Genomic DNA, 21,818 nt, shown 5'->3' on the forward strand with positions numbered 1-21,818 from the left:
ATATATGCTTAAAATTTATAAAGAGCCAAAATCGCTTTTAAGTAATTGTTTGGCTCTTTAATTTATAATAATGAAAACTAAATTAAAATTAATTAAATTTAAACAGCGTAAAGAACTAGAATATAAATATTATATGACGATTGTATCTGACTGTCTCACACGGGCTTATATAAAATTGTCATTTTTGAGTCAGTTTTTTATATTTTATCTAAACACTTGATTCCTTCACTACAGTATCTCTATTACTCCATAAAATAGGATAAATTGTTTCATTAGTCAAAGCATTTATTAAATTACCATCTACTTCTTTCTCTTGGTCATTAATAAACACATATAAATCAGATTTATGTGATTTTTTTATTCTTGTATCCTTTGTGTCGCCCCAAGCAAAAATGATATTTGATAAAGTACCCTTAGATGGGATATTCATTGTGTGGATTACTCTTTCAGGTATTTCTTTAAAGTGATGAATGACAAAGTTGAAATTATGATTGTAACCACTTTTTCCTGTGAAGAAGGTATTTTCTGTATACCTTATATTATTTAACTCAAGAAAATTCCCAACGTCCTCAGCAAATAAATTACTTACAGTTGATTTTGATGTCATAAACATATCGTTAACTGTCACCATTGCCTGAATGAGCATATGTTTTTTTCTAGGAAAGTCTTTTGAATCCGTGGTTATATAAAGTTCATTGTATTTATTATCCAATGAGACCCCGTAACCGCTTATGATCATATTAAATATATTTTTTCTTCTATTGGAACTATTAAGTTCAAAACCGTTTAATTGTAAATCTGAAATAATATAACCATCATCAGTTAATTTTATTTCACCGTTTTTTTGTGGAATAGCGAAAATTTGAAGTCTATCATTAATACTTTAAAAACTAGTTATCCATCAGGGACGAGGTACCTGTACCTTAATCCCTTTGACATGCAACTATACGGTTGCTTATACTTGATGTATGTGGGACAAAGACGCTATATTCAAAGCACTCAGTGACTAGACCCGGCGTCTTTCAACAACTAACCACTTAAAAATTTGCAAAAAAAGATGGATAGAGTAATTTTATAAAATCAGAACAGACTTTTTGCCAAATGTGTGGGTTGTTTACTTGCAGCCAGATTGTTAGCATAGTACTATGCGTCATAAATATCAAAGGAGGCAAAAACAGTATGAAAATCATTGTTACCAGTATATTCGTACAAGATCAAGACACGGCACTGAAGTTTTATTCAGAAATCCTGGGCTTTGTAAAAAAGCATGACGTTCCCACAGGAGAATTTAGGTGGATAACGCTTGTTTCTCCCAGCGATCCAGAAGGTACCGAGCTTTTGCTCGAACCGAATAACCATCCAGCTGCCAAAGAGTATCAAAAGAAGCTATTTGCAGAAGGCATCCCAGTAACAATGTTTGGCGTTGCAGATATTCGTAAAGAGTACGAACGATTATTGAAAAACGGCGTGACGTTTACTATGGAGCCGACAAAAATGGGCGAAGTCACAATAGCTGTTTTCGACGATACATGCGGAAACCTTATTCAGATAATGCAGCAGTAACTTAAGGTTTTGATTTTTTCTATAATGACCACTATGTAGCTTAAATTTTTATAAAAAGGGGAGTGGAATATGGAAAATAACGTTTTTGAAGAGATGGCAAAAAGATATGATACAGAAGAAAGAATTGAATTAGCTAAAGTTATAGTTAAGGAAGTAAGACCAGAATTACGAAAGAGTAAATCAAAATCTTTAATTGACTATGGGAGTGGTACTGGTCTAATTAGTTTAGAATTATCAGATCTAGTAAATTCTATTTTGTTGGTAGATTCATCAAAACAAATGTTGGATGTTTCGAAAGCTAAAATTTCTCAACAAGGAATTACCAACTCAAAAGTACTTTATTCAGATTTCACTCAAGAAACTCCTGACCTTAAGGCAGACATCGTTTTAATGTCACTAGTCCTTCTTCATATTCCGGATACTAAAAAAATTGTACAAGCATTGTTCAACATTTTAAATAATGGTGGCAAGCTAATTATTATTGATTTTGACAAAAACGATAAAATAAATCATCCAAAAGTTCATAACGGTTTTTCGCATGAAGAACTGAAAAGAAGATTATCCGAAGTTGGATTTAAATCAATTGAAATCAAGACATTCTATCATGGACATCGTATTTTTATGAATCAAGATGCCTCAATGTTTATATCCAGTTGTATAAAGTGATTTCTTGTTTTTTGTTTCTTAGTTCACACAATCTTTAAAAAAGATCCATTCATATCAAGGGTTTTGTCCTTTGACATTGTGAAATGTCATTAGTCTAGTTTATCCCTGTTGATGTGACTGGTTCTTTGAACACTTTTGGTTGATTTAACTTTCTGTTGTTGTTTGTTTCTTGGTGTTATTTTAATTTTTTGAATTAAGGTTTTAAAAACGAGAATTTGCGGTGTGAAAATCTCACAATTTGAGAAGAAAACCGTTGCTGAATCAAGGTGTATTTAGTTTTGATTTGAATGGTGATGTAAAGGAAATCAAAGCTTTAGAAAACATTCCAAAGGGCATACTCCCAAGCCCTCTGGCACGATGATAAGCTAAACGCAATGTACAACCATTACTGGACATGTCATGCACGATTGAAAGGAAACCGAACCTGTTTGCTTTTTACGTGAATATTTACAAAATTAGAACTTTTTTAAATGTAGATAATCATCTTGTAATCTATTAAAAATAGACTATAATACTATTTATATCAGAAGTACAGTTGTCTTTTTCAAATGGAATACGTTGGTATTGTTAACCATCTAAGAAATAAAAACACCTAGTATTCGTCTACCAAGGTGTAATGGGAAATGAAGAACTAATGTGTAGCAGGATTAAAAAATTCACTGAAACTAGTAGGGGGAGCATCAATGAAGAACATACTGAATAAGTGGAATTATCTGGGTCTTGTCAAACAAATTATTATAGGCTTAGTTATAGGTATTGCCCTGGCGGTATCCATCCCGGAAGGTGCAAAATCTGTTGTTATTTTAGGCTCTTTATTTGTAGGTGCGTTGAAAGCCATAGCGCCTGTGTTGGTACTTTTTTTGGTTATGTCTGCAATCGTTCAACACAAAAGTGGCCACAAAACAAATATGAAATCTATTATCCTTCTATACCTTGTAGGAACCTTTTTAGCTGCATTAATCGCTGTTTTGGCAAGTTATATTTTTCCTGTAAGCTTAACACTTAAAGAGGGGGCGGAGGGTTTCACGGCTCCTGGAGGTGTAATAGAGGTTCTGAGAACGTTACTGCTGAATGTGGTTGATAACCCAGTTAATGCTATTACGAATGCGAACTATATCGGTATTCTAGTCTGGGCAATCATCCTTGGTTTAGCGTTAAGAGGTGCCCCTGATACAACCAAAATGATGATTTCTAATATTTCAGATGCTTTATCTAAAATCGTGACATGGGTGATTAAGTTTGCTCCATTTGGAATTATGGGTCTCGTATTTGAATCTATTACAACAAATGGACTGGATTCGTTACTAAGCTATGGTAGTTTACTTGCCTTACTACTTGGATGTATGCTCTTTATGGCACTAGTTGCTAATCCACTAATCGTGTTCGCCATGATTAGGCAAAACCCATACCCGCTTGTTTTCAAATGCATAAAGGAAAGTGGAATCACAGCATTCTTTACACGTAGCTCAGCTTCCAACATCCCTGTTAATATGAAACTATGTGAAAATCTAGGCTTGGATAAGAATAGCTATTCGGTATCCATTCCATTGGGAGCCACTGTTAATATGGCTGGTGCGGCAATTACAATTTCGGTGTTGACACTAGCAGTCGTAAACACACTTGGCATTCAAGTCGACCTTCCTACAGCCATCATCCTTAGTGTACTAGCAGCAGTTAGTGCTTGTGGTGCTTCAGGCGTTGCTGGTGGATCTTTATTACTAATACCACTAGCAGCAAGCTTATTTGGAATCCCGAATGAGATTGCAATGCAGGTCGTAGCAGTTGGCTTTATCATTGGCGTTTTACAGGATTCTTTTGAAACAGCCCTTAACTCATCAACAGATGTACTCTTCACCGCTGCTGCTGAATATAAGAACTGGCGTAAAAAAGGGAAGAAAATAGAAATCCGTAAAGTAGCATAAAACATAAAAATCTCATATTTAGGACCTAATTGCACCTCCATTGTTAGAGACCAACCTAACAAATGGAGGTGTTTTTCTTTATGGGAAAACCCTACTTTTGATGGTACTTGGAAAGATTGGAAGGTATCAAAAATTACTCTGAATGAAAATATGATGAGTCAAGTTGATGATAAATCATATGAAGGAAAAGAAGTGTATTTGATTGATTTTCCTACAAAAAGTGAATCCATTCCAACCAATATGATTGTTTATGCAGACGTAAATACTTTTAATTACATAGGTAACGGTCTTGTAGATTAGGATAGTTTATTAGTGGAAAATGAGGGTTCTAGAGACCCCCATATTTTATTTTAGAATGAACAATTCTATAAACAATAATTTTATAACTAAAATCAATATTATTTTATTGTAAAACGATAAATTATATGTTAAAATCAAATTGAATATAAATAAGTGAGGTGCTTTTATAATGAAACAAAGATCAACACTCTTTTTAAAGATAGCTGTTTTTCTTATTGGAACTCCAGTTCTTGCTTTGTGTATCTTTTTGTTGCCTCAGATTGCAAATGAAGCAATTGAAGAAGCAGTAAGTGGTTCAAAGTTGGCTTATGTGGTATTTGGTATTTTAATTGTTATGTATGTTTCGGCGATCCCATTTTACTTCGCTTTGTATCAATCTTTTAACCTTTTAAGCTATATTGACAAGAACCAAGCTTTCTCTCAAATTTCTGTAAGAGCTCTAAAGAAAATCAAAAACTGTGCCATCACAATCAGTGGCTTGTATGTGGTTGCTCTTCCGCTCGTCTATATCATAGCGGAGTGGGATGACGCACCAGGTCTCATATTAATCGGAATGGTCATGATTGGTGCTCCCATGGTGATTGCTGTCTTTGCGGCTGTTCTTCAAAGACTTTTACAAGAAGCCATCGATATAAAATCTGAGATCGACTTAATAGTCTGAGGTGAAAACAATGGCAATTATTATCAATATTGATGTGATGCTGGCTAAAAGGAAAATGAGCGTAACAGAACTTTCGGAGAGGGTTGGAATAACAATGGCTAACCTTTCTATCTTGAAAAATGGAAAGGCAAAAGCGATTCGTCTATCAACTTTAGAGGCAATTTGCAAGGCTTTAGAATGTCAGCCTGGTGATATTTTAGAATATAGAAGTGACGAAGACTCTCAAGGGTAATGAAGTAAGAAATATTTAACATTGTGAACAAAAGGACGATATTTCCAATTTCATCCTTAAAGGAGGAAAATGTATGAGCAAAGAACCTATCATCAGCTTGAGTAATGTGACCAAACGAATTGGCCGAACCACCATATCGACAATCTTACATTTGACGTACCGCAAGGCGAAATGAACTTAAACAACGGGGTGCTTATGTAGGTGTGTGTGTATTAATACTTTTATTAACAAAGATATAATTTATTATTAAGAAGAGATATACAGATTTAGGTAATGTTCTGTAGAATAAGATTAAAGAATTCTTTCAACGGGTGGTGGATAAATTGCAAAGAGAGTTCATAGAAGAACAATTAAAAGCTTCTAAGAAAGTGTTACAAGAACAATACGGAATAGAAAAGATAGGAATTTTTGGTTCTTTTGCACGGAATGAACATCATGTGAAAAGTGATTTAGATATTTTAATCGAGCCAGGAAAGCCCATAGGTTTAGAGTTTTTTGATATTAAGTATTATCTCGAAGAAAAACTTGGTGTTTCTGTTGATTTAGTAACTATAAATGGTTTAAAACCACAACTGCGTGACCGAATTCTCGAAGAGGTAATTTTTCAATGAAAAGAGATTATACACTTTATTTAGAAGACATTGTAGAGGCCATTCAAAAAATAGAGAAGTATACGAATGGTTTGTCTTTTGAAGGATTCGAGATAGTAGTTTGATTGTTGATGCTGTAATCAGAAACTTAGAAGTAATCGGAGAAGCTGCCAATAAAGTACCAAGTGGAATAAGGGAACGAAATCCTAAAATTCCTTGGAGAAAATTGATTGATCTACGGAACATATTAATTCATGAATACTTTGGTGTAGATCTTGCAATAGTTTGGGTAGTTGCAACAAAAAACATCCCTGAACTAAAACAATACTTTTTAGAACTTAATAAAAATTAACCCAAGCTAGCTTGGATTTATACTTTTAGGCATTCTAAAAGTGTGTGCGAGACTTAGAGAAGCAACGTATCTCCACATATTTATTTAAATGACATTGGGCCTGCCCCCCAGTCTATTAAAGCGTTACAGCGCTGGGAGTCAGGCCCCACTTTATATAATTAGTAGCTATTTCTAAGTCGTGCAAGGCTAGTGGGGCAGGCCCTACTTTTTTTCATCACGAAAATTCCTTTACTATTTCATGAATTTTTTCAGGTTTTAAAAATGGTGAGATCGACTTTTCTGTTTGAAGGGTAAGAGCAGCACCAGCAAGTCCTAATTGGCAAGCAGTAAATAGCGAATCTTCGTTCATGATTCCATAGATGGCACATGCAGCAAAAGCATCACCAGCCCCTATAACGTCAATAACATCCGTTTTGAAAGAAGGCAAGTGCCCAGATTCCTCAGAAGAGAAATAATAAATCCCCTGATCACCAAACGTGATAACAACTTTTTGAACGCCTCGCTGTCTAATTTTTTCACAGGCTGTTGGAAAATCATTGATTGAGTCGATTTTTATATCAGCAAGTACCTCTGCTTCGTTTCGGTTAGCAATCAGCAGTTCTACGCCGTCAAGACGAAAAGGAAGATTTCGTGCTTTGGCTGGAGAAACAGGGTCAATGTAAATAGGAATGCTTTCATCACTGCAGCGTTTAATTAAATAACTGATACATTCCTTAGGAATATTCGCATCCAAAAAAACAGCTTTTGAGGAAACGATATAGGACCATTTTTCCTCAAACATGGAAGTTGTTATTTTTTCGTATATATTCATATCAGCCATGGAGACTATACTTTCACCATTAATATCCAATAAGGTGGTAAAAGTACCTGTCCGTTCTGTTGGCAACACCCATACCTGACTAACATCAACTCCCTGAGTCTTTGTTTCTTGCAGTATCCAGCTACCTTCTTTATCGTCCCCGACGCAAGTCATAAGAGAAGTACTAAGCCCTAGTCGACTTATATTTTCAGCAAAGTTGCGTGCTACACCGCCACAAGCTTCAGTAATTTTGACTGGATTTGATGAATACAAAAGTACCTTCTGATTTGCTCGTGCTTTCCGGTCTGTGTTTGCCCCTCCAATACACACGATCGACGATTCTTCTCGGAGAACATAGCCACGTCCTTTGATTACACCGCGTTTTGTCAAGTTAGCAATATAATTAGCAACCGCAGGTCGTGATAATCCCACTTTACTTGATAATTCTTGCTGTGAAATGAAAGGATTCATTTTTATGTGATGTAATATTTGGGTTTCTTTACTCATGGAACAACCTCATTTCTTAAACAATAGTTTATTATATATAAAAATGTTTGTAAACGCCAATTGTATAATACAATTTTGAAAGTCGATGATGATATAGTCATTGCATTATATTTAAAAAATAGATTGCAGAAAAGTCCAAAGTTTGGTTTGAGGTTAGCATTATTTAATTAAAGTTTTTTAAAAAAAACATTATTGACAATAAAAAAATGAAAGCGTATGCTAAACATATGTTTTATCAATAAACTTTTGTTATTGGTAAAGGAGGTGTAAAAATGACTAATGATATGAATGAAATTGAAGAACTAATTTTAAGTATGATTAGAGATAATCCTTTTATTTCTCAACAGGAGTTATCAGAAATTTTCGGATTATCTAGGTCGTCAATCGCTATTACTATTTCTGAACTAATTAAGAAAGAGTACATTTTTGGCAAGGCTTATGTTGTAAATGAAACAGCCCCTATTATTTGCATAGGGGGAGCTAATATAGATAGGAAATTCTATGCAAAAGATGAAATTACTTATGAAACGTCTAATCCAGTAAAATCTTCTAGAACGGTTGGAGGAGTAGCAAGAAATATTGCTGAAAACCTAGGAAGATTAGGTGAGGAAGTTATCCTAATTTCATCAAGTGGCCAAGATTCAGAATGGCAAGAAATTTATGACTTATCGTCACCTTTTATGAATTTAGAGCATGTCGCTCAATTTGAACATTCGTCGACAGGATCCTATTCAGCAGTATTAGATAAGAATGGCGATTTATCAGTTGCGTTAGCAGACATGGACGTTTTTGAAAATATTACACCTGAGTTGTTGATAAAAAATAGTAATATTCTTAGAAAAGCTAAATGCATCGTAGTAGATTTGAATTGTCCTGGTGAAACGATTGATTTTCTTAGTTCTTTCACATCTAAATATAATATTCCTTTAGTCATTATTCCTGTTTCTTCACCAAAAATGAAACGGCTTCCCAAGACTTTGGATGCAGCGAGTTGGCTCATTGTAAATAAAGATGAAACAGAAACTTTTATGAATATTAAAATCAATGATGAAAAGGATTGGGAAAATTCAGTCAAGAAATGGTTAGAGTTAGGAGTAAAAAATGTTATCGTAACTAATGGATCAAAAGGTGTCATGTCAGGTGTTGCAAATGGAGAGATTCATTATTTTCCAGCTATCGAAACACCAATGGTTGTTGATGTTACAGGTGCAGGAGATTCTTTTTGTTCAGGAGTTATTTATTCCTGGTTACAAAAGAAGGATATTGATTACATTCTAAAATCTGGTTTGGTCAATGCCCATAAAACAATTATGTCAAAGTATACAGTTAGACAAGAATTATCACAAAAACAATTTAAGCTAGATATGGAGGCAATTTAAATGAAAAAATATATTGAATTATCTGCAGAGGTCCAACAAGCAAAAGAGGAAGGTAAAGCAATCGTTGCATTAGAATCAACGATTATTTCCCATGGTATGCCTTATCCTCAAAACGTAAAAATGGCTCGTGAAGTTGAACAAATTGTTCGTGATAATGGTGCAGTTCCAGCAACAATTGCAATCATTGAGGGGAAAATTAAGATTGGTTTAACAGATGATGAATTAGAGTTATTTGGTAAAAGCTCGGATGTAGCTAAAGTATCAAGACGTGACTTAGCTCAAATTATCGCTTCAAAAAAACTTGGTGCAACAACTGTTGCAACAACGATGATTTGTGCTGATTTAGCAGACATCAAAATCTTTGTAACAGGTGGTATTGGCGGGGTTCATAAAGGTGCAGAAACTACTATGGATATTTCAGCAGACCTTGAAGAATTAGCTCAAACAGATGTAGCTGTAATTTGTGCAGGAGCCAAGTCAATCCTGGATTTAGCTCTTACTCTTGAATACCTTGAAACTAAAGGAGTTCCTGTCATTGGATTTGAAACTGAGTGCTTGCCAGCATTCTATACAAGAAAAAGTGAACATCAATTAAACTTCTCTACTGATTCGATCGATGTTATTGCTGAAACATTAAAAACTAAATGGGAATTAAACCTTAAGGGTGGAGCAGTAATCGCTAATCCAATTCCTGAAGAGTATGCGATGGATGAAGACTATATCAATGGAATTATCGATCAAGCCATCAAAGAAGCAGAAGAAAATCATATTATTGGTAAGGATAGTACCCCATTCCTGCTGGGAAAAATCAAAGAATTAACTGGTGGTAAAAGCCTTGATGCCAATATAGAATTAGTAAAACACAATGCTAAAGTAGGATCCCAAATCGCAGTTAGTTTCAACAACAAAACAAAGTAATACTATAATGAATTCATAGATAGGATTAACTCAACTTCTATAAAGTTAAGTAATAAGTATACCAAAGAATCTAAAATGCCCTTACAATCACTAAAAAATTGTTGGGCATTTTTTGCTTTTATAAGAAGGGGAAGTATTTTGTACTTAATGGCATTAAAATTCCCTCTTTTCCTACTATTATCTCTCAATCTATTTTAGTGAACCCGACTATTTTTCGTAATTTAGAGGAAGTAATTTTTTATTTTCACCCCCAAATAGTTCTTCATTTGTACTATATATACGCAAATATTTTCGTGAAACAACTTATTTCACCCATAGAGGTAATAATACACTTTTAGTAGAATTAAGTTTAATAAGAGTACAAGAAATATCCCTTCGTCCCACAGTAAAAAGTCAAAATAGTATAACAATTATGTGGAATATAATGGTATATTAGTACTATGCAAATTTTTACTAATATAAGGAGTGTGGAAAGAATGTTTAGTTTACTAGAAAAGCAGGTAGGTAGTCGCTTATTACTTCCAAATGATGATCAATATGAAAATACTCGAAAAGTCTGGAATGCTGTAATTGATAAAAAGCCAGCAGCCATCGTAGTATGTGAATCAGAAGAGGATGTAGTTGCAGCTGTAAGCTTTGCGAAGGAAAATGAATTGTCTATCTCAGTTCGAGGTGGAGGGCACCATGTTGGTGGCTTTGCCGTTTGTGAAGGTGGGTTGATGATTGATTTATCACAAATGAGAAAAGTAGTCGTGGATGAATCTAGAAATGTAGCACTAGTCGAAGGTGGAGCTACACTTGGAGATATCGATTTTGAGACACAAAAATATGGGTTAGCCGTACCTACTGGAACAGTTTCAAAAACAGGTGTTGCCGGTCTTGCTTTAAATGGTGGGCTAGGTTATTTAAGAGGCAAATATGGGTTAACATCCGATAATATCGTTGGTGCAAAAATCGTTACTGCAGACGGAGTGGCTCTTGATGTGGATGAACAAAACCATCCAGATCTTTTTTGGGCGATTCGTGGGGGAGGCGGTAATTTTGGTATCGTAACAAAATTTGAATTTGCTCTACATAAAGTAGGACCTGAAGTGTTTGCCCTAAATGTTATGTACGATCATAAGGACGCAAAGGAAATCTTACAAAAGGCACAAGCATTTCTAGCACAAGCCCCTGATGAAGCCGTTTCGATTAATATAACAGCAACCGTATTACCACCTGCTCCATTTTTACCTGAATTCTTACATTTTAAAAAGGTTATTATGTTTACAGGAATATACGTAGGAGATGCAATAGAAGGTGAAGCCATCCTTCAACCACTTCGAGAATTAGCAGAACCGCTCGTTGATCAAACAGGTGTTGTACCATTTGCAGACTATCAAAAGACACTAGATCCAATGGTACCAGACCATGTTCGCGTCTACGGGACTTCTCTGTACTTTGATGTGTTAACAGATGAAGTTATTGATCAGCTTCTTTATAAACTAGACAATGCACCTGCACCAAGTTATCTTGTTCAACTATGGGCGCTTGGTGGACAAATGAATCGAGTGCCTGCAACTACGACTCCATTTGCGATAAGAGATGCAAAGTTTGTGCTATTAGTTGATATGATGGCAATGGCTGGGGATGACGATGTATGTAAACAATACATTGATTCTGTATATGGTGGATTACTAGAATTCTCTCATAAAAAAGCATCATACCTAAATGGAATTGACTCAAATGAAGATGCAACAACTAACGCATTCCAAGAAAACTATGAAAAATTAACTCAGATAAAGAAAAAGTATGATCCTGAAAATCGTTTCCGTCACAACCATAATATTAAACCAATTAAATAGAATCTTTTAGATTAAAAACCGAATATAACCGCTAATAATAAGGAGCTTACGACCGACCTTATTGTTTTTACGACTAAGTAATAGTAAAATTTTAACCAAAACAGAATTTGGTTAGGATGAGTAGTTTGACATTTGAAGAAATTATGAAACAGCTTGAGGAATTAGGTTCAGAACAAACAAAACAGATCTATTTGAACCATGGTGTAAAGGAGCCTTATTTTGGCGTTAAAATAGGGGATTTAAAAAAGCTTGTGAAGTATGTAAAAAAGGATCATGAGTTGGCAAAAAGATTATTTAACTCCGGAAATCATGATGCTATGTATTTAGCCGGTCTATCTGTGAATCCGAAGCTCCTTTCAAAAGAGACATTGCAGGATTGGGTAAAAAAAGCATATTGGTATATGGTTGCAGAATACACAGTCGCTCAAGCTGCGGCTGAAAGTGAGTATGCGCTTGAATTGGCAAAAGAGTGGATGAATTCTGACGAAGAAATGACTGCAGTTGCTGGCTGGAGTGCTTATTCAAACTATCTATCAATTACCCCTGATGATAGGCTAGATCTATCTGAAATAAGAGATTTGCTAGCCAATGTGAAAGATTCCATCCATGATGAGCGTAACCGAGTAAGGTACGTTATGAATGGATTTGTCATTTCAGTTGGTTCGTATGTACCAGAATTAACAGAGGAAGCAAAGCAAGTAGCAGAATCAATTGGAAAAGTACATGTTGATGTTGGGAATACGGCTTGTAAGGTACCACTTGCATCCGACTATATTAACAAAATCGTAGAGAAGAATAGGGTAGGCGCCAAACGAAAAACGTTGTATTTGCTAATTCTTATTAGATATAAAAAAATGACATACCACCTACATAGATAATGTGTGTAGGTGGTATTTTGTTGTAGGATGTGTCAAAAAACAAAGAGGTCCTTTCATCAAGAACTCCTTACAGTTTCGTGCACGTTTAAGAAAAAAGCCCTCTCGTCTGGTATTTCGGAGCTCAATCCCTTCAACCGCTTGGCTTACGGCCCATTAGTTAACTGTCTACGCTTTTAAAAAAAGTATCAGTTACCTGCTACTCTCCAAGACTCGCTACGAGTGAGTGGCTAATTCTTTCTCGGTGGGAATCCAGCCCGCTATATAATGCGACCTTGCTCGGTCGCTCGGACAATGGACCTGTCCCTTCGTCCCCTGGGTTCCTCCCTGAATTTTTTGTCAAACCATACCTGACTAGTTATGTTATCTCCTTATTGTATAAGTTATAATAAACAATAAAGGAGATGATAAAATAAAATGGCAATAAAAAGAGAAGATATTTACAAATTAATTGAAACGGTACCCGATGAAAAATTATCAGATCTTGTTAGGTTAATTAAGCCCTTAACAATACCTAAAGCTGAGCCTACAAGGGATGAAGTTGAGGCAATTAAAGAAGCTCGGAAGGAATATGAAAGTGGTGAGACAGTTGCTTACACAATAGACGAATTACGAAAGGAATTTTTGGATAATGAGTAGATACTTACTAGAATTATCTAAGAGCTCAAAAAAATTCCTTACTAAAAGTGATAGAGTTACAAGGGAACCGATAATTAATGTATTACACGCTCTCACTGAAAATCCATTTTCATATCCAGGAATCGTGAAACTATCTGGGTATGAAGATACATATAGGGTTAGAGTTGGTAAATACAGGATAATTTATCAAGTATTTGATGAAAAACTTTTAATTTTTATACAAGATATTGATAGTCGCGGGGATATTTATAAACACCTATAAGTACGACTTTATTCACTTGCTTTAACAGCAAATGAATTTTTATCTTTAGAATCAAACTTCAATCTAATCTTTTTTCAACTTAAATTAGCTAGAACTTCTATAAGTTCCTCTAGATGAACTACTTTTTCCCTCAACCCGTATCTTTCCAAAATCATATTATGGCTAGCTTCGAACATTAACACTTGATCACAGTTTTGGGTAAGTGTTATATGTCTATAAGTGGTTTGGTCATATGTTAAATTAAAATTAATTAAATTTTAACCTAGGAGAAACTAAAAATGGAAAAAATTATGATCGTTGAAGATGATATAAAAATTGCAGACTATTTATGCTCCTATATAGAAAAATACGGATATGAAGTCAATATTGCCACAAATTTTGAAAATATAATGGCCACATTTCGTGATGTTCAACCCAATCTGCTATTACTAGATATTAATCTCCCAAGTTATGACGGATATTATTGGTGTAGGCAAGTAAGAAAAGAGTCCATTTGTCCAGTGATCTTCATTTCGGCTCGAACAGGTGAGATGGATCAGGTTATGGCATTAGAAAATGGAGGGGATGATTTTATTATGAAGCCATTTCATCCTGATATTGTCATGGCAAAAATCCGAAGTCAGCTACACCGTGCCTACGGGGAATATGCGTCTAAAATTGAGGAAAGAAAGCTTATCCTAGAAGGATTGACCTTATATCCGGAACGATTGGAACTTCGATTTGGAAATGAAGTGACACAATTAACAAAAAAAGAAACAGATGTTATCGAAAGTTTACTCGAGCGTTATCCTCGTGTGGCTGGCCGGCAAGATTTGTTGGAAAAGCTTTGGGATGATCAAGTTTATGTTGATGAAAATACATTGAATGTGAATATGACGCGCGTTCGGAAAAAGTTTCAAGAGATAGGGATTGAAGATGCTGTGGAAACGGTTAGAGGAGCAGGATATCGTATACGCACTACATGGAAAAAGGGGGAAGTATGAAATTATTTCTTCGTGAGCATTTATTACTCATAGTGATTCAACTCAGCCAATGTGTAATCATTCCTATACTATTTTGGCTAGATGGATACCGGGGTATCGGTGTAATTATATACAGTATTTTTCTATCTCTAGTCGTAATTTCGGTATTTCTTATCTATCAATTCGTTAGTAGGAAAAACCTTTACCAAAGGTTACAGAATCCTATGGGAACCCTGGATGGATCGTTAGAAACTACCGAAGGGACACCACTATCAGAAGCACTCAATCAATTACTTACTACACAGTATAGTTTGTATCGTGAAGAACTTCAAAAAGCAGAAGACAGACAGGATGAGCATTTGTTATATATGGACCGATGGGTTCATCAAATGAAAACACCACTATCTGTAATTGAATTAACTGCACAAACACTCGATGAGCCTGAATCGTCTAGCATTCGTGAGGAAACAGAACGAATGCGAAATGGCCTGAATACTGTCCTCTATATGGCAAGACTCCGTACCATTGAAGAGGATTTTCAGATTAAGCCAGTCACTCTTTCCAAATTAGTACATGAAGTGAATCAGGAGAACAAGCGTTTTTACATACGTAGTGAAGTGTATCCACAATTAAATGAAGAAAAACCAGGCATAGCAGTTGAGACTGATGAGAAGTGGCTATTCTTCCTTTTAACACAATTGGTACATAATGCAGTTAAATACTCTACCGGAAAAACAAAGCATCTTGTCATATCTATTTATGAAAGGTCAGGAGAATCAGTACTCGAGGTTAAGGACTTTGGAATTGGCATCCCCGTTGTGGACCAGAAACGCGTTTTTAATAAATTTTATACCGGTGAAAATGGCAGGAAATTTAGAGAATCAACAGGTATGGGCCTTTATTTGGTAAAAGAAGTCGCTGAAAGGCTAGAGCACGGCATTGAGTTGGAATCCGTGATTGGGGAGGGAACAACCGTCCGAATCATTTTTTCCAAAACCCAAAACCTTACATCCATGTAAGACTCGTGAAAGCATAATCGATAGTTTAAAGCGATTTGCACCGACTATACTTGTTCTAAGAGATATTAGCAGAGGAGAATGAGTATATGCTTAAACTTACAAAGGTAAGTAAGGTTTACGAAGGGAAAGTGGCTTACCGTGCCCTTACTGATATTAGTTTAGAAATAGAAAAAGGCGACTTTGTTGCCATTATGGGTCCATCCGGAAGTGGAAAAACAACACTAAATATTATTTCCACGAACGATGCACCGACTACAGGAGAAGTTGAAATCGAGGGGAAAACTCCACATACGCTGAAGAAAAATGACTTAGCTAAATTCCGTAGAAATGAACTAGGATTTATCTTTCAGGATTTCAATCTTCTGCATACATTGACCGTCGAAGAAAATATCGTATTACCGCTCACATTAGATGGTGCGAGTGTTAAAGACATGAAGGAAAAAGCGCATAAAATTGCTGAAAGTCTTGGTATTTCTTCAATCATGACTAAACGCACGTACGAAATCTCTGGTGGTCAGGCACAGCGGGTAGCCATTGCAAGAGCAATGATTCATGAACCTAAGTTACTGTTAGCTGACGAACCGACCGGGAATCTAGATTCGAAGGCCTCAAAGGATGTCATGACAATGCTTAAATCCATCAATGAGAAAGAAAAAACGAGCTTGTTAATGGTAACACACGATCCACAAGCAGCAAGCTATTCAGACAGAGTTGTCTTTATCCGAGATGGTAAACTTCATTCCGAAATTCACCGTGGAGAGAGTAGGCAAGCATTTTTTCAGAAAATAATTGACATGCTTTCGTTGATGGGAGGCGATGGCAATGACTTTTCGTCAGTTCGCTTTTAATAATGTTTTGCGCAACAAACGACTGTATATTGCCTACTTTCTTAGTAGCATGTTCACAGTGATGGTATTCTTCACTTTTGCCATTTTTGCATTCCATCCAGCATTTTCAGATGGTTCTGTTAATCAGAACGCACTATTTGGGATGGCAGTTGCTGGCGGTATTATTTATGTGTTTTCTTTCTTTTTTGTCCTATACTCGATGAGTTCTTTTTTACAGTCGAGAAAGAAAGAGTTTGGCTTACTTATCATGCTTGGTGCCACCAATAAGCAAATTCGCCTAATGGTTTTTTTGGAAAATATCTTAATTGGCTTTTTTGCTACAGTCGGTGGAATTCTGATTGGTTTGGTATTTGCAAAAGCCATTCTCTTAGTTGCTGAGAATGTTTTAATTATTAGTGAATCACTTAATTTTTATTTTCCTACACTTGCTATTGCTGTAACGTTTATTAGCTTTATCTTTCTATTTTTCTGTATATCGGTTTTTGTTTCATTTATTCTTCGTACGCATAAACTGATTGATTTAATTAAAGGGGATAAACAGTCCAAAGGAGAGCCAAAAGCTTCTATTGTACTATCTATTCTTGCAGCGCTACTACTTATCGTAGGATATGGCACGGCTATCTATGTTAAGGGTGTTCTTGTTGTTTATGCGATGATTCCGGTTATTATAGTTATCACACTAGGAACCTATCTCTTATTTACCCAATTGAGTGTGTACGTCATTCACAGGTTGAAACGTAATAAAACTATCTTTTGGCGGAAAACAAATATGCTACTGTTTTCTGACCTATCATTTCGAATGAAGGATAACGCCCGGACATTTTTCATGGTGGCAATCATATCAACGGTTGCTTTTAGTGCAATTGGATCATTATATGGATTCCAATCCTATTTAACAAAGGGAAAGGAGGTTAATACGTATACCTTTACGTATAGTCCGTGGAAGGATGATAGTAAAGAACTGATTGAAAAAGACATTCGTACAATTAACTCAGTCTTACAGGAAGAGAAAATAGATGCAAAGATGGAAGCATTGGAGTTAACTTATTTTGAGACACATGAGAACTTTAGTAGTGTGTTGATTGTGAGAGCTACTGACTACAACCGCTTTGCGGCATTACTAGATGAAAAGGAACTACATCCAAACGAAAATGAGGCAATTGTAGTCGAACAAAGTGATGCAATACTAACTCAGGAGTCAAAAGGAAGTGAGATTTTGATTGATTCTACTATCAAACTAGATAGTGGACAAGAAATTCAACCTAGTAGGGCAATTGTGTCTAATGTGCTATCAGTTTATTATGGTTATTATGTTGTGAATGACAAGATTTATGAGCAGCTTGGATTACCGGTAAGCACTGATATGAGTGCCGTATGGAAAGCTAAAGAAGGACAAACGGAACAGGTAATTGAAGTCGGAAGAAAGTTAAATGAACAATTGGAGCATAAAGCGTACTCTGTTGATTATACACTTTATGAAATAAATAAGGCGTTTGGAATAATCTTATTTATCGGCTTGTTTATTGGAATTGTGTTCTTCGTTTCCGCAGGAAGCTTTCTTTATTTCCGATTATTTGCTGATTTGGACGAAGAAAAGCGCAAGTTCCGTTCTATTGCAAAAATTGGATTAACACAATCTGAGTTGAAGAAAGTAGTTAACCGCCAAATAGCGATTCTATTTTTCTCACCAATTGTAGTTGCATTAATTCATGGTTCGGTTGCGCTTACCGCTTTATCTCATATGTTTGACTATAACTTAACAGTAGAATCTTCCCTCGTCTTAGGAAGTTTTGCTTTCATTCAACTTATTTATTTCTTGATTGTCCGTTTTTTCTATGTGAAACAGGTAAAAAGAAAAATATTTTAAGCCGGGCATTCATCGATTAAATTTTTCTGAAAGAAGATTTTCTCTTTAGTTTTATTAAGGGCGGAGCAGTACGAATTTTTATACTTTCTGGTCTATGAAAAAACCTTGTAGCAGTCCAATTGGCATATAATTATTAGGACTGCTAATTTTTTTTGAAATAAAGAAGACTATAAACGAATAACTAGCAAAAGCACTTCGTGTAAAATGGATATTCATGTTAAAACAAAAACAGGAAAGGAAAGTTCTCATGAAAAAACGGTTAAATAGAATTAAATACATACTCGGTGGGGTTATTGTAGTTTTTTTGTTAGTAGTTATAGCATTTAAAACAAACGCAATCCTTAACAATAAAGCGCAAGACGAAGCTATAAGACAAACACAACATTATTTAGCTGAAAACTATCAAGCTATGAATTATGATATACAAAACATTTCGTCTTCTACTGACTTAAAACATTATGGTTATTTTGAACATGCTGTAACAGTTAAAAACATTGATACAAAGAAAACCTTTACAGTATTTTATGATAAAAAAATGAATCGAATGGAAGATTCAATCATCATAGAAAAACAAGAGGAACTTTTGAATCGCGAAATAAATCCCAAAATTGAGAAATACATAGATGAATATTTTGGTGAAACAAGATATATATCTGTTAGTTACGATATAGGGATAGGTAAACCAATGATTGTTGTAAAATTTAATCAAAACCATAAGGACATAACACAAACTGATTTTGATACATTTATTACGTATTTAAAAGAAACAATTGGTCTCGATCATGCAAATGTAATTGTTGATTATTGGACAAGAGAATTGTCCTTTAATAAAGAATTTTAAAAAATAAGTTCTGATTTAATCTTTTTTATCAAACGGATTCATTAGCTAAATAGACATTAAATAACAACGCTCTGAGTCACTTTCCAAACTCGGAGCTTTTTCTATGCTGATTATGATGTTTTTCACTTTGGTGGTAATGCTAATGGCTTATTTGACTTCAAAATTAAACCGGTTAGTTTAAACATTAAAGGGTTCCGTTTTGAGGTGCATAACGGTAAATTGACATCGGAAATGGCATACGAATCGACGTATGCCATTTTCCTTTTATAAAGGGATTTAAAATACCTCTTATAGTAAAATTAAACTACTAATGACAAAATAAATTCAAAGGACAAAGCTTATTGGACACTCAAAATTAAGTATCAATTGGGATGTCAATTCTTACGACATTTCATAATACATAAGAAGTTCTCCTAAATTTAGTAACCAGTAATAGTTAAATAAGAGGAGGTTTTCCGGTTAAACTGCGTAGTAAGGCTTGGTTCGGAGTATATAAGCGGAGGTTTTCCGCTTAAACAATACAAACGGATCCATTTTGACGTTTTTTGTGTAAATAGTCGGAATTCTTCCGTCTATTTAATCTATTTTAAGTGCTATTTCGTAATTAAGAGAAATTTCTCCCCTTATTTATAAACATGCTGATTCCCTCACTCGTGGTCCCTGAGGGTTCGCTCTTTATTTTATTTATGGGTTTCAAAGAGGTGTCAAATCTGTTGTCTGTTGTCAGATTGCACGCATTTTTATTGTCATTTGTAGGATTTCCACCTCAAAACGGAACCCTTTATTTAAACATTATAGTTGTTTTATTTTTGGAAACTTTAATAGAGTTGATATGAACATTAGTGAAAACTTAAAGTAAATTGTGCAGAGGAATTTGGCGGCTCTAGGTTGAATATGATATATAGTGCTTTATTTTCTGTAAATTTCCATATTGCACTATCTAGTTAAATACCTTTCGCTAGTTTAATAGTTTAACGGTGATATAGCCACGAGTGCTATCTATATTAATTAAAGGTAATAAATTAAAATGAGAAGCGTCGAAAGGAAGATAGCATGAGCAAAATATATCTACCATCAAAAAGTCCAGAGGATTGGAACAATCACTTGCAGATTCGAAAAAACAGTGGAAGAGTGGTTACCCTGCAAAATCGCTTGCTTATTGTTGGCAAGAAGCAAAAAACGATTTTCCATTGTGTATTAAAAATGTTTTTAAGGATTTCAATATTCCTATTTTCCAAGAGGTTGAAACAATAAAAATGTAGAATGCTGTGATTGATAAAAAGCCAGAAGCCATCGTAGTAAATGAATCAGAAGAGGCTGTGGTCGCAGCTGTAAGCTTCGAGAAGAAATGAATTATCTTTCTCAGTTTGCTGTTTTCGTAAAGTACTGGGAATAATTGATTTCCGTTCTCATCAACCTTGAATGTTTTTAAGTATCGTAAGAACCGACCCAAGATCTTCAGTAAATCTTTTAACATGTATTGATGTGATGTATGATAGAAATAGTTGGTTAAAGTAAGAATAGGGTAGGTGAGAGATTTGAAAGTCTTGACATTAGATTTGATTGATAAATCTATTTTATGTAATCGAGCAAAGGCAAATGAAACAATTAAACTAACATCTACTAACACCCGAAGAAAGAAATCTCGCACTAGGTCAAAAGGAGAAGTTATAGCACTAAATGAAATTTCAATCTCCAGATGGAAAAAGGCAGTAGAGTCAGGGAAGATAGTGTCATTAGGAGAGAGGGTATTCTACTATGATTACAATTAATGACTTAGCAAAAGAACTCGAAAAGATTAAAAGTAAACCGAAATTTCAAAAAATGATAGAGTTTTCATCCTTGCTCACTGAATATTTTGAAGAATAGGGAATCAAACCAATTATTGTTGGTGGTTTATCAGTTGAAATATATACACGGAATGATTACACAACTCATGATATAGATTTTGTAAGTGATGGTTGTTCAATAAGGTTCTAACACAATTAGGTTTTACAAAAGTATCTAGGCAGTGGTACCATACAGACTTAGAAATCGCAGTGAAGGTACCTGACAGCTTCTTAGAAGGTAGTTATGAAAAAGTCATATAATTAAAACTACCGAATGAACGTAAGGTTTTTGTAATTGGTATTGAGGATATTATTATTCATAGGTTAGAAGGGATTGCTCATAAGCGTTACCCGAAGGATGATGAGGATTACGAGTGGGCTATGCGAATGTTTTTAATTCATCAGGATGATAATATTGATATGAATTACCTTATAGAACAATCTAAACGAACTAAGACTTTTAACTTTATAAAAGAATGGTTAAACGAGTAGAATTCAAATGATGCTCGTTTTTTTGTTCTTATCGTAACGAACATTTCATAAAATCTACCATACTTGTCAAAACTGTTGATAGGTTGGGAGAGGTGAACGTGAAAAAGATGAAGTTAGACGAATTAAGCAATTCAATTGACAGCAAGCGAAAGAGTGTAAACGAAAAAATAATAAATATAAATAATAGAAGTTCTGAGCGTAAAAAACGAAGTAGAAAAAGAAGTCATGGTGAACGAGAGGCACTTGATCAAATCTCAATTAGTAGATGGAAAAAGGCAATTGAAAAGGGGACTGTTAGAAAAATTAGTGATAGGATCTGGTACTATGACTACTGAAGAAACATGGGGACTCATGTTACATTTTAATGATATTAAAATAAAAAAAGTTGGAACATGAGTACCGTCACATGTTCCAACTTTTTTCCAACCTAACAAACCCTAAATTTTGGGCT

General features: G+C 34.9%; 23 protein-coding genes and 2 pseudogenes. 23 read left to right on the forward strand and 2 right to left on the reverse strand.

The features are described from left to right. Window positions 1–208: 208 nt before the first annotated feature. Window positions 209–880, reverse strand: a complete 672-nt coding sequence (locus tag PY093_RS10360; protein ID WP_275645861.1) for a DUF1829 domain-containing protein — start codon at window positions 878–880, stop codon at window positions 209–211. 299 nt (window positions 881–1,179) lie between these two features. On the opposite strand from PY093_RS10360, the gene PY093_RS10365 reads away from it, so the two are divergent. From PY093_RS10365 to PY093_RS10405, 9 genes and pseudogenes are all read left to right on the forward strand, one after another. After that, the gene (locus PY093_RS10365) at window positions 1,180–1,563 is read left to right on the forward strand and encodes a VOC family protein (RefSeq protein WP_275645820.1); all 384 of its coding nucleotides are present in this window, start codon (window positions 1,180–1,182) and stop codon (window positions 1,561–1,563) included. Between the two features lie 69 nt (window positions 1,564–1,632). Continuing rightward, window positions 1,633–2,229 carry a class I SAM-dependent methyltransferase gene (locus tag PY093_RS10370; protein WP_275645821.1) on the forward strand — a complete coding sequence of 199 codons (597 nt, stop codon included), beginning with the start codon at window positions 1,633–1,635 and terminating at the stop codon, window positions 2,227–2,229. Window positions 2,230–2,482: 253 nt separating this feature from the next. Beyond that, window positions 2,483–2,648: pseudogene (locus PY093_RS10375) on the forward strand (tyrosine-type recombinase/integrase); the annotation flags it as partial. 264 nt (window positions 2,649–2,912) lie between these two features. Further along, complete coding sequence (gene sstT, locus PY093_RS10380) at window positions 2,913–4,151, forward strand: serine/threonine transporter SstT (protein WP_275645822.1); 1,239 nt, start codon at window positions 2,913–2,915, stop codon at window positions 4,149–4,151. A gap of 153 nt (window positions 4,152–4,304) precedes the next feature. After that, window positions 4,305–4,451, forward strand: coding sequence for a hypothetical protein (locus tag PY093_RS10385; RefSeq protein ID WP_275645823.1), 147 nt, complete (start codon window positions 4,305–4,307; stop codon window positions 4,449–4,451). A gap of 169 nt (window positions 4,452–4,620) precedes the next feature. Further along, window positions 4,621–5,112: a DUF2975 domain-containing protein gene (locus PY093_RS10390; protein ID WP_275645824.1), complete on the forward strand. Its 492-nt coding sequence runs from the start codon at window positions 4,621–4,623 to the stop codon at window positions 5,110–5,112. A gap of 10 nt (window positions 5,113–5,122) precedes the next feature. Then, complete coding sequence (locus PY093_RS10395) at window positions 5,123–5,344, forward strand: helix-turn-helix domain-containing protein (RefSeq protein WP_275645825.1); 222 nt, start codon at window positions 5,123–5,125, stop codon at window positions 5,342–5,344. Between the two features lie 314 nt (window positions 5,345–5,658). Further along, complete coding sequence (locus PY093_RS10400) at window positions 5,659–5,955, forward strand: nucleotidyltransferase family protein (RefSeq protein WP_275645826.1); 297 nt, start codon at window positions 5,659–5,661, stop codon at window positions 5,953–5,955. 100 nt (window positions 5,956–6,055) lie between these two features. Beyond that, window positions 6,056–6,286 carry a HepT-like ribonuclease domain-containing protein gene (locus PY093_RS10405; RefSeq protein ID WP_275645827.1) on the forward strand — a complete coding sequence of 77 codons (231 nt, stop codon included), beginning with the start codon at window positions 6,056–6,058 and terminating at the stop codon, window positions 6,284–6,286. A gap of 214 nt (window positions 6,287–6,500) precedes the next feature. Here PY093_RS10405 and PY093_RS10410 read toward each other — a convergent pair whose 3' ends face one another. Further along, window positions 6,501–7,592: a carbohydrate kinase gene (locus PY093_RS10410; RefSeq protein WP_275645828.1), complete on the reverse strand. Its 1,092-nt coding sequence runs from the start codon at window positions 7,590–7,592 to the stop codon at window positions 6,501–6,503. Window positions 7,593–7,876: 284 nt separating this feature from the next. Between PY093_RS10410 and PY093_RS10415 the strand changes: the two genes are divergently transcribed. The 14 genes and pseudogenes from PY093_RS10415 (at window position 7,877) to PY093_RS10475 (ending at window position 21,702) form a co-directional block, all read left to right on the forward strand. Continuing rightward, window positions 7,877–8,971 carry a carbohydrate kinase gene (locus PY093_RS10415; protein ID WP_275645862.1) on the forward strand — a complete coding sequence of 365 codons (1,095 nt, stop codon included), beginning with the start codon at window positions 7,877–7,879 and terminating at the stop codon, window positions 8,969–8,971. Further along, complete coding sequence (locus PY093_RS10420; protein WP_275645829.1) at window positions 8,972–9,889, forward strand: pseudouridine-5'-phosphate glycosidase; 918 nt, start codon at window positions 8,972–8,974, stop codon at window positions 9,887–9,889. Between the two features lie 476 nt (window positions 9,890–10,365). Then, a complete protein-coding gene (locus PY093_RS10425) occupies window positions 10,366–11,733 on the forward strand; it encodes an FAD-binding oxidoreductase (protein WP_275645830.1) in 1,368 nt (455 codons plus the stop codon). A gap of 125 nt (window positions 11,734–11,858) precedes the next feature. Continuing rightward, window positions 11,859–12,567, forward strand: a pseudogene (locus tag PY093_RS10430) (DNA alkylation repair protein). Window positions 12,568–13,025: 458 nt separating this feature from the next. Further along, window positions 13,026–13,247 carry a hypothetical protein gene (locus tag PY093_RS10435; RefSeq protein WP_275645832.1) on the forward strand — a complete coding sequence of 74 codons (222 nt, stop codon included), beginning with the start codon at window positions 13,026–13,028 and terminating at the stop codon, window positions 13,245–13,247. Further along, a complete protein-coding gene (locus PY093_RS10440) occupies window positions 13,240–13,509 on the forward strand; it encodes a type II toxin-antitoxin system RelE family toxin (protein WP_275645833.1) in 270 nt (89 codons plus the stop codon). The genes PY093_RS10435 and PY093_RS10440 overlap by 8 nt, the downstream gene beginning before the upstream one ends. 278 nt (window positions 13,510–13,787) lie before the next feature. Next, the gene (locus tag PY093_RS10445) at window positions 13,788–14,492 is read left to right on the forward strand and encodes a response regulator transcription factor (protein ID WP_275645834.1); all 705 of its coding nucleotides are present in this window, start codon (window positions 13,788–13,790) and stop codon (window positions 14,490–14,492) included. Next, window positions 14,489–15,490, forward strand: a complete 1,002-nt coding sequence (locus tag PY093_RS10450) for a sensor histidine kinase (protein WP_275645835.1) — start codon at window positions 14,489–14,491, stop codon at window positions 15,488–15,490. Before PY093_RS10445 ends, PY093_RS10450 begins: the two co-directional genes overlap by 4 nt. An 86-nt stretch (window positions 15,491–15,576) precedes the next feature. After that, complete coding sequence (locus tag PY093_RS10455) at window positions 15,577–16,338, forward strand: ABC transporter ATP-binding protein (protein ID WP_275645836.1); 762 nt, start codon at window positions 15,577–15,579, stop codon at window positions 16,336–16,338. After that, complete coding sequence (locus PY093_RS10460) at window positions 16,313–18,205, forward strand: ABC transporter permease (protein WP_275645837.1); 1,893 nt, start codon at window positions 16,313–16,315, stop codon at window positions 18,203–18,205. Before PY093_RS10455 ends, PY093_RS10460 begins: the two co-directional genes overlap by 26 nt. Window positions 18,206–18,452: 247 nt before the next feature. Next, the gene (locus PY093_RS10465) at window positions 18,453–19,046 is read left to right on the forward strand and encodes a hypothetical protein (RefSeq protein WP_275645838.1); all 594 of its coding nucleotides are present in this window, start codon (window positions 18,453–18,455) and stop codon (window positions 19,044–19,046) included. Window positions 19,047–20,137: 1,091 nt separating this feature from the next. Next, window positions 20,138–20,308 carry a DUF6946 family protein gene (locus PY093_RS21420; protein ID WP_481769291.1) on the forward strand — a complete coding sequence of 57 codons (171 nt, stop codon included), beginning with the start codon at window positions 20,138–20,140 and terminating at the stop codon, window positions 20,306–20,308. A gap of 276 nt (window positions 20,309–20,584) precedes the next feature. Then, window positions 20,585–20,818: a hypothetical protein gene (locus PY093_RS10470; protein WP_275645839.1), complete on the forward strand. Its 234-nt coding sequence runs from the start codon at window positions 20,585–20,587 to the stop codon at window positions 20,816–20,818. A gap of 647 nt (window positions 20,819–21,465) precedes the next feature. Further along, window positions 21,466–21,702 carry a hypothetical protein gene (locus tag PY093_RS10475; protein ID WP_275645840.1) on the forward strand — a complete coding sequence of 79 codons (237 nt, stop codon included), beginning with the start codon at window positions 21,466–21,468 and terminating at the stop codon, window positions 21,700–21,702. Window positions 21,703–21,818 lie beyond the last annotated feature (116 nt).

The organism is Cytobacillus sp. S13-E01 (genome assembly GCF_029193815.1).
Lineage (GTDB): Bacteria > Bacillota > Bacilli > Bacillales > Bacillaceae_L > Bacillus_BV.

What these genes read in the sequence shown, in the direction of transcription:
- PY093_RS10365 (WP_275645820.1), top strand. Translation starts at nt 1,180, where the DNA reads ATGAAAATCATTGTTACCAGTATATTCGTACAAGATCAAGACACGGCA.
- PY093_RS10370 (WP_275645821.1), top strand. Translation starts at nt 1,633, where the DNA reads ATGGAAAATAACGTTTTTGAAGAGATGGCAAAAAGATATGATACAGAA.
- sstT (WP_275645822.1), top strand. Translation starts at nt 2,913, where the DNA reads ATGAAGAACATACTGAATAAGTGGAATTATCTGGGTCTTGTCAAACAA.
- PY093_RS10385 (WP_275645823.1), top strand. Translation starts at nt 4,305, where the DNA reads ATGAGTCAAGTTGATGATAAATCATATGAAGGAAAAGAAGTGTATTTG.
- PY093_RS10390 (WP_275645824.1), top strand. Translation starts at nt 4,621, where the DNA reads ATGAAACAAAGATCAACACTCTTTTTAAAGATAGCTGTTTTTCTTATT.
- PY093_RS10395 (WP_275645825.1), top strand. Translation starts at nt 5,123, where the DNA reads ATGGCAATTATTATCAATATTGATGTGATGCTGGCTAAAAGGAAAATG.
- PY093_RS10410 (WP_275645828.1), bottom strand. Translation starts at nt 7,592, where the DNA reads ATGAGTAAAGAAACCCAAATATTACATCACATAAAAATGAATCCTTTC.
- PY093_RS10415 (WP_275645862.1), top strand. Translation starts at nt 7,877, where the DNA reads ATGAATGAAATTGAAGAACTAATTTTAAGTATGATTAGAGATAATCCT.
- PY093_RS10420 (WP_275645829.1), top strand. Translation starts at nt 8,972, where the DNA reads ATGAAAAAATATATTGAATTATCTGCAGAGGTCCAACAAGCAAAAGAG.
- PY093_RS10425 (WP_275645830.1), top strand. Translation starts at nt 10,366, where the DNA reads ATGTTTAGTTTACTAGAAAAGCAGGTAGGTAGTCGCTTATTACTTCCA.
- PY093_RS10435 (WP_275645832.1), top strand. Translation starts at nt 13,026, where the DNA reads ATGGCAATAAAAAGAGAAGATATTTACAAATTAATTGAAACGGTACCC.
- PY093_RS10440 (WP_275645833.1), top strand. Translation starts at nt 13,240, where the DNA reads ATGAGTAGATACTTACTAGAATTATCTAAGAGCTCAAAAAAATTCCTT.
- PY093_RS10445 (WP_275645834.1), top strand. Translation starts at nt 13,788, where the DNA reads ATGGAAAAAATTATGATCGTTGAAGATGATATAAAAATTGCAGACTAT.
- PY093_RS10450 (WP_275645835.1), top strand. Translation starts at nt 14,489, where the DNA reads ATGAAATTATTTCTTCGTGAGCATTTATTACTCATAGTGATTCAACTC.
- PY093_RS10455 (WP_275645836.1), top strand. Translation starts at nt 15,577, where the DNA reads ATGCTTAAACTTACAAAGGTAAGTAAGGTTTACGAAGGGAAAGTGGCT.
- PY093_RS10460 (WP_275645837.1), top strand. Translation starts at nt 16,313, where the DNA reads ATGACTTTTCGTCAGTTCGCTTTTAATAATGTTTTGCGCAACAAACGA.
- PY093_RS10465 (WP_275645838.1), top strand. Translation starts at nt 18,453, where the DNA reads ATGAAAAAACGGTTAAATAGAATTAAATACATACTCGGTGGGGTTATT.